Origin of the sequence: Chryseobacterium potabilaquae (assembly GCF_902728265.1) — a bacterium.
GTDB classification, from domain to species: Bacteria; Bacteroidota; Bacteroidia; order Flavobacteriales; family Weeksellaceae; genus Chryseobacterium; species Chryseobacterium potabilaquae.
The window spans coordinates 1-10,346 of record NZ_CACVBR010000066.1 but is presented as its reverse complement, the minus strand read 5'-3'; the positions used below and the strand labels follow the sequence as shown (position 1 = coordinate 10,346).

The window sequence follows — 10,346 nt, the reverse complement described above, 5'->3', positions numbered from 1 at the left end:
GCTTTTAGTATATCAAAGTGTTCTACCAAAAATTCTGGAAGTAATAATTTAAGAAGTTCCTGATCATTTATCATAAAGCAAAGATAATAGTATTAAAAGTTCCCCCCAACTTTTGCGCCTGAGCCAATTTTACCCAATGATCAAGCAGAACAAAAAATTGTAATTCCGGCCATTCGAGAAGAACTTAAAAAAATACATGATGCGCCAGAAGATGAATTTGAATCTTTTTTAAAAGAATTTTTCTTTGATCTTCATTATCAGGCAAAGCCAAATGCAAAGCCTATTAATTTGGGTCTTGGACACCTTTGGAAATTAGCAGTAGATCATCCAGATCAACAAGTTCCACCTTGCATTCATAGGGCGCCTATTGAAAATGAAGGAGAATATCGATTACTATTGATTTGTTGATAAATGAGTTTGAAATAATTCCATTAGAATATCTCAATTAACATATTTTTTGTCATGTTCTTTATTTCATCTCGATAAAGGTTGAAAAAGCTTTTTATGCCTTACTTTTTTATTTTTATCAAATATGATAATTAAATACATTTGAAATCACAATCTTTCCTAATAAGAATTCCTGTATTTATATCCCATTTTTTGTTAATAATATGCAATTTGTCATAAAATGCTTGTAAAAATTTATTATATAATTCAAATCATATAATAATAATTTATTGTATTGTAACTTCGGATAAATAATTATTCCCCCTTATTTGATAAATAAATGATTTTTCATTGATAATTAGATTACTTAGAGGAATATTTTATAAAATAAACATCTTCCATAGAGTATGGCAACAACAATATTAGCGGGCGAAAGAGTTCATACTACTAACATACATTCTTTATCTGGCAATTTAAAAGATGCCATGTTAGTGAATAATGTGACAATAAAAAAAGAAAGAATGAAAGATTTACCTCTTCATAAGTTTTTTGTTTCCACTCTCAAAGAGATTTATTTTGCTGAAAATAAAATTATCAATGTTTTGAATAGAATACAAAAAACTACAATTAGGAAAGAATTAAGAGAAGTTTTTATTAATTATCAATTATGCACAAAAAAACATGTAAACAGTCTTTATAAAATCTTTATGCTAATTAAAGAAGGCCAAGAAATTAAATCCGCAAAAGAAGATTCTATGTTTCGGGATGTGGTATTAGTCGTAGCAGCAGATACCGATTATGATCTTACAGAAATTGTTGCAGTATATCTTAATCTTACAAGAAAGGAGAAGTTTAAAAATAAAGCCATATAGAGTTTTTCTATATGGTTTTTTCAAAATAAGAAATTTTAAAGACTTATGGATCGTAAAAAAAATACATCCTTAAATCCACATATAAAATATTAAAATTATGGAATTTCAAAAAAATCTTTTTAAATATATAAGTGAATGTCTCATTGCGGCAGGAGATACTATTTCGGTCTCCGAAAGTGTTACTTCCGGCTGCTTACAGTTAGCTTTTTCGCAAATGCCGAATGCTTCTCTTTTTTACAAAGGAGGTATAACGGTTTACACATTACCTGAAAAAGTAAGATTATTACATGTGGACGAACATGAAGCTGAAGATTGTGATTGCGTTTCAGAAAACATTGTAGAAACGATGGCTATACATGGAGCAAAACTTTTTGAATCTGATTGGTCTATTGCAACGGTAGGCTATTGTACACCAATTCGTGATTCATTATATAAAATTTTTGCTTTTTTTTCTTTTGCTTATAAAGGGGAAATTATTTTAACAAAAAAATTGGAATTACATCCCAAAACACAGGCTATAAATGCTCAGTTATATTATACCGAGTTTATTTTAGGCTGCTTAAAAAGTGAGATTAATCAACTATTAATTTTAAAATAAGAGAGGCAAAAAATTGTGGAAGTCGGAAGTGAAAAGTAAACTTTAATATGGGAAAATTAGAAAATAAGTATATTATTATCACCGAGGGCTGATAGTGGAATAAAAAAAGCAATGGTCTTACTTTTACGAAGGAAGGAGCCGATATTGCGATTATTTATCATTCCAACCATAAAAATGTGCTAAAAACAAAATCAGAAATTGAAAGTTTAGGGAGAAAGGCTATTATTTTTCAAGTTGATATTAATGAGTATGAATTTTGTAAATAGACCGTTGAAAAAGTGATTTATCAAGAAAAAATTAGCTGGAAAAACTCTGCAGAAACTTAGAAAGTGACACCCTTAATATAAAATAAACTTACCTGAGAATATTTTATTGAGAAAATTGTTTTTGTCTTCAGAGAGCTCAGGTTGGGTGGTAATAAAAAGTCTTTAAATTGTAGGTTTAAAGACTTTTTTAATTCTTTGTGAGGTGAATTTTTATTTTTAATTATATTACTTTTTCATGTAATATAATTAAAAAGATAATATTTTTTTGAAATATTGTAAGTATTTTTGAAATACTAAAGAACTAGCGAATTCATTATTGAATTTTTATAATGTGGAGTTTTAATAATAATGATATTGATGTTTTTTATTAAAAACACATAGTCTGGATTTGATAAAATTGATTCAAAGAAAAAACAATATGTAAAACACCAAAAATAGGTATGTATAGGTGGATATATATACATACAGTAGATGAGAGATCTACATTTATTCACTTTATCTATAAACTCACTTTTATGCCAAAAAAAATCATAAAAAAGTTACAATTTGGAGTAGGGATATCTTTGTTAATTTTAATTGTTAGCTCTATAGCATCTTATTGGAGTATTCAGAATCAGATGCAAAATAGAGAGAACTTGTCTACATCACGAAGATCCATTACTGCTGTAAAAGATATATTGGTTACTATTCTTGATGCTGAAACGGGAGCTCGAGGGTATCAGCTTACAGGGAAGAAAAGCTTTTTAGAGCCTTATAATCAAAGTATCGACGCATTTGCTGAAGTGATAAGACAAGCTAAGTTATTGGATATTAAAGATCAAGAACAAATTCAGCGTATAAAGGATCTAGAAAAAAATGGAAATAAGATTTTCATTAATCTAAAACAATTCATAGAAAATAAGCAAAAGGGTATACAAATGACTCAAGAACAAATGTTGTTGAGTAAACAATATACAGATCAATGCAGGCAGCTCGTTTGGGATTTTGTTCATTATGAGGAGAATCAGTTAGCGAAAAAAGATAAAACGCTTGAGAGATCTTCCAATCTCACTGTTCTATTCATTGTTTTTTCTGCTGTGGCAGCTCTTACAGTGACGATATTCTTTTATAGAAGATTACGCAAAGATTTAATGAGTAAAGAAAAACTACAAAGAGAATTAAAAGAAAAAGAGCAGGAAATGACGAAACGGGTAAGTGCTATTCAAAAAGTGGCCAATAGAATAGCATTTGGAGATTATAGTCAAAAATTGGTAGACCATTCTCAGGATGATTTAAGTGACTTAGTTGATTCTGTAAATCATATGACTAATTCGTTGAAAAAATCATTTGAAAAAATCAATAAAAGCGATTGGAGACAAAAAGGATTAGCATTGTTGAATGAATCCCTTGTGGGGAATAAGTCAATGGACGAATTGATCCATGAATCACTGGATCATCTTATTGAGTATGGAAACTGCATGGATGGAGCTATTTATTTAGTAGATGATGGTCTATTAAAACTAAGTAATGCTTTTGGTATAGAAAATAATATGCCTATCACTTTCAAACCGGGTGAAGGAATGGTGGGGAAAGTTTTTATTCAAAAAGTTCCAAAGGTATATAATGATCTTAATGAAAAGGATTTTGCAATCTCTTTTGCGAGCAATAAAGTGAAAATTAATGCGGTTTTGTTACTTCCAATATTAGCGGATAAGGAGAGTCTCGGAGTGTTGGAATTATGCTCTGCTCATAATTTTGATGAAGATCATCTTGAGTATTTTGTTGAATCGAGTAGAAATATTGGAATAGCTTTAAACGCAGCAAAATGGCGTGAGAAAGAGCATAGATTATTAGAAGAAACCCAAGCCCAATCAGAAGAATTGCAAGTGCAACATCGTGAATTAGAGAATCTTAATAGTGAATTGGAGGCGCAAGCACACAAGTTACAGGCATCGGAGGAAGAGTTGAGGGTTCAACAAGAAGAACTGATGCAAGCAAATGTGGAATTGGAAGAAAGATCAAAACTATTGGAAGAGAAAAATCATTTGATAGCAGATCGTAATACTGAAATTCAGCAAAAAGTGGAAGAGTTGGCTTTAAGTACAAAATATAAATCTGAATTTTTAGCCAATATGTCGCATGAATTAAGGACTCCTTTGAATTCTATCTTATTACTTTCTCGTTTAATGTCTGAAAATACGGAAGAAAATTTAAACGAAGATCAAGTTGAATCTGCTAAAGTAATCCAAAGCTCCGGAAGTATTTTATTAACATTAATTGATGAAATATTAGATCTTGCTAAAATCGAATCAGGTAAAATGAGGTTGGAATATCAGCAAGTAATGATGAGTGGACTGGTAAAAGATCTGACTAATTTATTTAATCCATTGATGATTGAAAAAGGAATTCAATTTAATGTCTACATAGAAGATGACGTGGAAAAAACGATTGAAACAGATCCACTCCGAGTAGATCAGGTGCTTACCAATTTATTGTCAAACGCTTTGAAATTTACTTCTGAAGGAAGCATTGATTTACATATTAAAAAAGATCCTAAAAATAAGGAAGTTGTTATTTTTAGTGTTAAAGATACAGGAATAGGTATTCCGGAAGCTAAACAAAATGTCATTTTTGAAGCATTTAGGCAGGCAGATGGATCTACCAGACGTAAATTTGGCGGAACAGGCTTGGGTTTAGCAATCAGTCGGGAAATTACAAGATTACTAGGAGGAGAATTACTATTAAAAAGCAGAGTCAATGTGGGGAGTGAATTTAGTTTTGTTGTTCCTGTTAATCAGAGTGCTAAAATGCCTCAGACGGAGACCGATGAAGATTTAGTGAAAATTATTAAAGAAGATGTAGAAGAAATTCAAAATATACTCAAGGATGGTGAGCTTGAAGTACATGAATCCAATGTTGTAATGGATATACCCGATATTGTGGACGATCGTAAGAGCATTACAATAGATGATAAAGTTATTTTAATTGTTGAAGATGATATTAATTTTGCAAAAGCATTATTAAGATATGCACGCACTCAAAATTATAAAGGTGTGGTAGCTAATAGAGTGGGTCAGGCTTTATCTGCAGCAATTCAATATCATCCTTTAGCTATTTTATTGGATGTTCAATTACCTGTAAAAGACGGGTGGCACGTGATGGATGAACTGAAATCCAATATAGAGACGGCACATATTCCGATTCACATGATGTCCGTGCTTCATGTAAAAGAAGAAAGTTTAATGAAAGGTGCGTCAGGGTTTATTGATAAACCTTTTGCTATAAATCATATAGATTCTATGTTTAGGAAAATTGAAGAAGCACTTCAGTCTCATCCTCAAAAAGTACTGATTGTAGAAGAAAATGCTAAGCATGCCAATGCACTATCTTATTTTTTAGGGAATTATAATATTACTTTATCAGTAGAAAATAATGCGAAAGATAGTATAAAATCTTTACTTGAAAATAATGTAGATTGTGTGATTTTAGATATTGAATCATTTAAAGGTGAGGAACATAAAGTTATAGAATCCATTAAAAGTAATGAAGGATTAGAAAGTTTACCGATTATAGCTTTTACCGAACATCATTTATCACAACCTGAAGAACTAAGAATAAGACAGTATGCTAATTCTATTGTAGTGAAGACTGCCCATTCATACCAAAGGATTTTAGATGAAATCGGATTATTTTTACATTTGGTTGAAAAGAAGAATAGTTCGATAGAAATAACTACCAATAGACCTTTGGGCTCTTTAACCGAAGTTTTAAGTGAGAAAAAAATTCTTATTACAGACGATGACGTTCGTAATGTATTTTCTCTGACCAAAGTTTTGGAAAGATATAAAGTAGAAGTTGTTCCCGCCATGGATGGAAAGCAGGCGTTGGATAAAATTAAAGAACATCCGGATATTGATGTCGTATTAATGGATTTGATGATGCCGGAAATGGATGGTTACGAAACGATACGAGAGATTAGGAAAATACCCAAATTTACCAGATTGCCAATCATCGCAATTACAGCAAAATCGATGACTGGTGAACGCGAAAAGTGTATTGAAGCCGGAGCATCAGATTATATTTCAAAACCGGTAGATATTGATCAGCTATTATCTTTGTTACGTGTTTGGTTATATGAAATTTAAACTAGTATATTTTCAATGAATAAAAAAGTTTTAATTGTGGACGATGATCCACTAAATATATTTGCTCTTAAACTAACTCTAAAAGCTTATGGTTATTTGATTGAGAGTTGTACGACAGGCCAGGAATCAATTCAACTTTTACAAAATAAAGGCGGAATAGATGTGGTTCTTATGGATATGATGATGCCGGAGATGGATGGATATGAAGCTATAAGGATTATTCGCAATGACACATTAATTAATAAAATTCCTGTTATTGCCGTCACCGCACAAGCAATGCCTGAAGATCGTCAAAAATGTTTGGATGCCGGAGCGCAAGATTATGTATCAAAACCAATTGATATGGATCAGTTGATAATGGCTATTGAAAAATATTCTTAATGCTAGAGCCAAGCATCATAAAAGATGAAGAAGTCGAACTATTGATACAAGATGTGGATAAGTTGTATGGATATGATTTTTCACAGTATAGCCGGGCATCTTTTAAACGAAGAATTAACCGGCTTTGTCTAATTGATCGATTTTTAAGCTTTGCAGAGCTAAGATATAAGCTGCTGAATGACAAAGAATACTTTAAACGGTTTATTGAAGAAATTACGGTGAATGTTACAGAAATGTTTCGAGATCCGCTTTTTTTTAAAATGTTGAGAGAAAAAATATTACCTCAACTAGGAACTTATCCGTTAATCAGAATTTGGTTGGCGGGGTGTTCCACTGGGGAAGAAGCATATTCCATGGCTATACTTTTAAAAGAAGCAAATCTCTATGACAAGTCTTTGATTTATGGGACAGATATTAATCCTTCTGTATTAGAATTCGCCAGAGAAGGTGTTTTTCCATTACAGCACATGAAACAATATTCTGAAAATTATATCATTTCTGGTGGAAAAAAAGATTTTTCGGAGTACTATACTGCTCATTATAACAGTGTGAAGTTTGATAAAAGTTTACAGGAAAAACTGGTTTTATCTACTCATAATTTAGTGTCGGATAGCTCTTTCAATAGTTTTCAATTGATTATTTGCCGTAATGTACTTATTTATTTTGAGAAAGAGCTGCAAGAACATGTGTTTCGTCTTTTTGATGAAAGTTTGGAAAATTTAGGCTATTTAGCGTTGGGGGCAAAAGAAACGTTGAGGTTTTCTAAATTAGAAAAAATGTATCATCCAATAGAAGATCAAAAAATTTGGAAGAAAATAGAACATCATTAGCATGAAATCTCTCAATAGCAATATAGAATTAATTATTATAGGAGGATCAGCGGGTAGTTTACAAGTTATTTTGGAGATGATCAAAAAGTTAACTCCTCAAATACACTTTTTTATAGTAGTAGTAATACATCGAAAAGCTCCCTCTAATAATGTGCTATTAAATTTATTAAAACAAGTTTCTTCTATTGATGTTGTTGAGGTAGAAGATAAAACAGAGATTCAAAATAACAAGCTCTACATAGTGCCGGCTGATTATCATTTATTATTTGAAAATAAAAAAATGATGTCTCTGGATAGTTCTGAGAAAATGAATTATTCACGTCCCTCTATAGATGTAACTTTTAAATCTGCAGCTGAAATTTATGGAGAAAATCTTATTGGTGTACTGTTATCAGGAGCTAATGCTGATGGAGTAGAGGGCTTGGAGTATATCAAAAGAAATAATGGGAAAGTTTGGGTTCAGGATCCGGTTACAGCGGAAGTGATGTATATGCCTAAACAAGCCAAGGAAAAGATAATAAATCCAAATATTATGCCAATAAAAATAAATAATGCGATTCAAAAATGGGTATATATTCCACTCTAAAAGCAAATTTGTGTTATTTAGAATATTGCTGCTTTAATTCTCTTTCAATAATTCGCCAATCATATATTTGAAAAACTTTACCATTACTCATCGCTACAAATATTCCTTTTGGAAAATTAGGTCCTAAATTAACGTTTGTAACCTCAGAGCCATCACTTTCCTCTGTTGAAACTGGAATCTCAGCTATTTTTCCTTTTGCAGGATTTTCTCTTAAATAGATATTAAAAGTATTTTTTTGCTGATTGGAAACTAAAATATATCCATCTTTAGAAGACGTGGAGTAGATGGAAATTCCCTCCACATCAGATTTGAAATCTCCTTTTCCGAAAACCAAAAGCTCTTTATCACCTTTTTTAGGATCGGCATAATATTGATGAACACCATATTGTTCATCAGAATAATAGATATAACCTAGCTGATCATCTACAGCGATACTTTCAATTTCCTTTAATCCACTATATTTACCAAACTTCCTAACCATTTCGCCCGTTATTTTTCCATTTTTTTCTTTTAATTTATATTGCCATAGATATCCATCAGGAGGTCCTGACTTTCTTCCCACAATAACAAAAAAATCCTGAGTATTGGGATTTTTATACATAGAGATTCCCATGGGTGAGCGTTCTGTTTCCCCATCAAATATTGTAAATTCTCCAATATTTTTTAAATCCGGTAGAGAGTATAGCTTAACCATATTGGTTTCTCTTTCAGTAACGGCTGCAAAATCTATTTTCTTTCCATTGAGTAAAAAACCATATTCTATATCTACATTATTAGGACGTTTTAATCCTAATACTTTACGTATTATTTTTCCTTGAAGATTAAATGCATACAATCCTCCATCCGAATCTTTATCTGTTCCTATAATGATACTTTTTGAAGGATCTTTAGGGTTAATCCAGATGGCAGGATCATCAGTATCGTGTACAACCGTTTCTGTAATAATACTGGGTTTGAGCTTTTTTTCTAAGTGATTCTGGTTTGAACAATTGATAAGTAAAATCAGAATCAAAATAGACCTAATTTTATTCATACTTTTATTTTCAGTCACCATTGAAAATCAAATTTCACACCTAAAATGATTTTTTAATGATAATTTTAAATTATACTAAGAGGATGTAAAATGATGAAACGGAGGAACTCATTAGATTTAATAGTTGTATTTGCTGTTTTTTCTAGGAAAATTAATTTAAAAAATTGGTAGAAAAGAAAAAACATCCTATATTTGCACCACTGAAAACAACACTATTGTTGGAGTTCAGGAGAGTTGGCAGAGTGGTCGATTGCGGCAGTCTTGAAAACTGTTGACTGTAACAGGTCCGGGGGTTCGAATCCCTCACTCTCCGCAACTATTCAAATAAAATAGTACAAAATGCTGTAAGATAGATGTTTTACAGCATTTTTTGTTTTATGTCGGTTCTAAAAAGAGCTAAATAATCACAATCTGAAAGTGACCTATTCGGTGACCTAATAAAAAGGTAAGAAACAGGTCACTAGAAAGTTTGAAAACAGCCTATTCATCAGCATGTTCAGAAATTGAACATCTTGTGACAGGTTTATGATCAGATTAATTTGGAATTATTAAAACCGATATTATGAACAAGACATTCAATTTGCTTTTTTATGTCAAAAAAGCTAAAATGAGCGCTCAGGGAGAAGCACCCATCTACATGAGAATTACTATTGACGGTAAAATTTCGAAGATCAGTACAAAGCGTACCGTGCAGCCTTCGAAATGGAATTCCCAGGCTCAAAGTGTAAAGGGATCTTCAGAAGAATCCAAATCCCTCAACTTTTACCTTAAAACATTTGAGCAGAAAGTTTATGATACGTATTACGAATTGATACGGGAAAAAGAGATAATTAGCTGTGACGTTCTTAAAAACAAGCTCTTGGGAAGAGATCAGAAGAATCGAATGCTGATTCCTATTTTTCAGGATCATAATGACAGGATAGAAAAGCTAGTTGGAAAAGAGTTTGCAAAAGGAACTTTAACGGCTCAGGCGCAAAAGTTGGGGGCTATGCAAAAAGTTTGGATAATCTGAATAAGAAAAAGGTTCTGTCTTTTACCCCTCTTAGTTGCCATCTAAAGTTTTTGATTTTCGCATTAAAAGACTCTGCTGAAGCATTGGTACTTCTTCAAAATAGTTTAAGATATCTCTATAATGATTCATCACTGTTTTAGTTAGTGTGTTGAAGGATTTAAAACCCATCTCTTCCACCTCTTTGAACCAGTGGGCTAGTTTAGTCATAGCCACAGATTTTGTAATATCTTGATTGTAAATTTTTCTCAGCCTATCGG

At 31.7% G+C, this 10,346-nt stretch carries 9 protein-coding genes, 1 tRNA gene and 1 pseudogene; 9 read left to right on the top strand and 2 right to left on the bottom strand.

The window, feature by feature from the left end; translation table 11 throughout:
* Positions 1 to 114 precede the first annotated feature (114 nt).
* From CHRY9293_RS18770 to CHRY9293_RS17775, 7 genes and pseudogenes are all read left to right on the top strand, one after another.
* Positions 115 to 408: pseudogene (locus tag CHRY9293_RS18770) on the top strand (DUF1826 domain-containing protein); the annotation flags it as partial.
* A gap of 386 nt (positions 409 to 794) precedes the next feature.
* The gene (locus CHRY9293_RS17800) at positions 795 to 1,259 is read left to right on the top strand and encodes a DUF892 family protein (protein ID WP_162034208.1); all 465 of its coding nucleotides are present in this window, start codon (positions 795 to 797) and stop codon (positions 1,257 to 1,259) included.
* Positions 1,260 to 1,356: 97 nt separating this feature from the next.
* On the top strand, positions 1,357 to 1,857 hold the full coding sequence (locus CHRY9293_RS17795; protein WP_162034207.1) for a CinA family protein: 501 nt from the start codon (positions 1,357 to 1,359) through the stop codon (positions 1,855 to 1,857).
* A 781-nt stretch (positions 1,858 to 2,638) separates the two neighbouring features.
* On the top strand, positions 2,639 to 6,247 hold the full coding sequence (locus CHRY9293_RS17790; RefSeq protein WP_162034206.1) for a hybrid sensor histidine kinase/response regulator: 3,609 nt from the start codon (positions 2,639 to 2,641) through the stop codon (positions 6,245 to 6,247).
* A 36-nt stretch (positions 6,248 to 6,283) separates the two neighbouring features.
* Positions 6,284 to 6,628 carry a response regulator gene (locus CHRY9293_RS17785; RefSeq protein WP_317173942.1) on the top strand — a complete coding sequence of 115 codons (345 nt, stop codon included), beginning with the start codon at positions 6,284 to 6,286 and terminating at the stop codon, positions 6,626 to 6,628.
* Positions 6,628 to 7,458, top strand: a complete 831-nt coding sequence (locus CHRY9293_RS17780) for a CheR family methyltransferase (RefSeq protein WP_162034204.1) — start codon at positions 6,628 to 6,630, stop codon at positions 7,456 to 7,458. The genes CHRY9293_RS17785 and CHRY9293_RS17780 overlap by 1 nt, the downstream gene beginning before the upstream one ends.
* Before the next feature lies 1 nt (position 7,459).
* On the top strand, positions 7,460 to 8,044 hold the full coding sequence (locus CHRY9293_RS17775; RefSeq protein ID WP_162034203.1) for a chemotaxis protein CheB: 585 nt from the start codon (positions 7,460 to 7,462) through the stop codon (positions 8,042 to 8,044).
* Between the two features lie 13 nt (positions 8,045 to 8,057).
* Here the strand turns inward: CHRY9293_RS17775 and CHRY9293_RS17770 are convergent, their stop codons facing one another.
* A complete protein-coding gene (locus CHRY9293_RS17770) occupies positions 8,058 to 9,077 on the bottom strand; it encodes a phytase (RefSeq protein WP_162034202.1) in 1,020 nt (339 codons plus the stop codon).
* Between the two features lie 228 nt (positions 9,078 to 9,305).
* Here CHRY9293_RS17770 and CHRY9293_RS17765 point away from each other — a divergent pair.
* Together CHRY9293_RS17765 and CHRY9293_RS17760 are read left to right on the top strand one after the other, a co-directional pair.
* Positions 9,306 to 9,390: transfer RNA gene (locus CHRY9293_RS17765), tRNA-Ser, on the top strand.
* Between the two features lie 249 nt (positions 9,391 to 9,639).
* Entirely contained in the window at positions 9,640 to 10,089 is a 450-nt protein-coding gene (locus CHRY9293_RS17760; RefSeq protein WP_162034201.1) for an Arm DNA-binding domain-containing protein, read from the top strand.
* A 30-nt stretch (positions 10,090 to 10,119) separates the two neighbouring features.
* Here CHRY9293_RS17760 and CHRY9293_RS17755 read toward each other — a convergent pair.
* The coding region (locus CHRY9293_RS17755) for a transposase (protein ID WP_262887737.1) at positions 10,120 to 10,346 on the bottom strand (227 nt) is incomplete at its 5' end.

Excerpts from the sequence above, each read along its gene's own strand:
- CHRY9293_RS17795 (WP_162034207.1), top strand. The coding sequence starts at position 1,357 with ATGGAATTTCAAAAAAATCTTTTTAAATATATAAGTGAATGTCTCATT.
- CHRY9293_RS17775 (WP_162034203.1), top strand. The coding sequence starts at position 7,460 with ATGAAATCTCTCAATAGCAATATAGAATTAATTATTATAGGAGGATCA.
- CHRY9293_RS17780 (WP_162034204.1), top strand. The coding sequence starts at position 6,628 with ATGCTAGAGCCAAGCATCATAAAAGATGAAGAAGTCGAACTATTGATA.
- CHRY9293_RS17760 (WP_162034201.1), top strand. The coding sequence starts at position 9,640 with ATGAACAAGACATTCAATTTGCTTTTTTATGTCAAAAAAGCTAAAATG.
- CHRY9293_RS17770 (WP_162034202.1), bottom strand. The coding sequence starts at position 9,077 with ATGAATAAAATTAGGTCTATTTTGATTCTGATTTTACTTATCAATTGT.
- CHRY9293_RS17800 (WP_162034208.1), top strand. The coding sequence starts at position 795 with ATGGCAACAACAATATTAGCGGGCGAAAGAGTTCATACTACTAACATA.
- CHRY9293_RS17790 (WP_162034206.1), top strand. The coding sequence starts at position 2,639 with ATGCCAAAAAAAATCATAAAAAAGTTACAATTTGGAGTAGGGATATCT.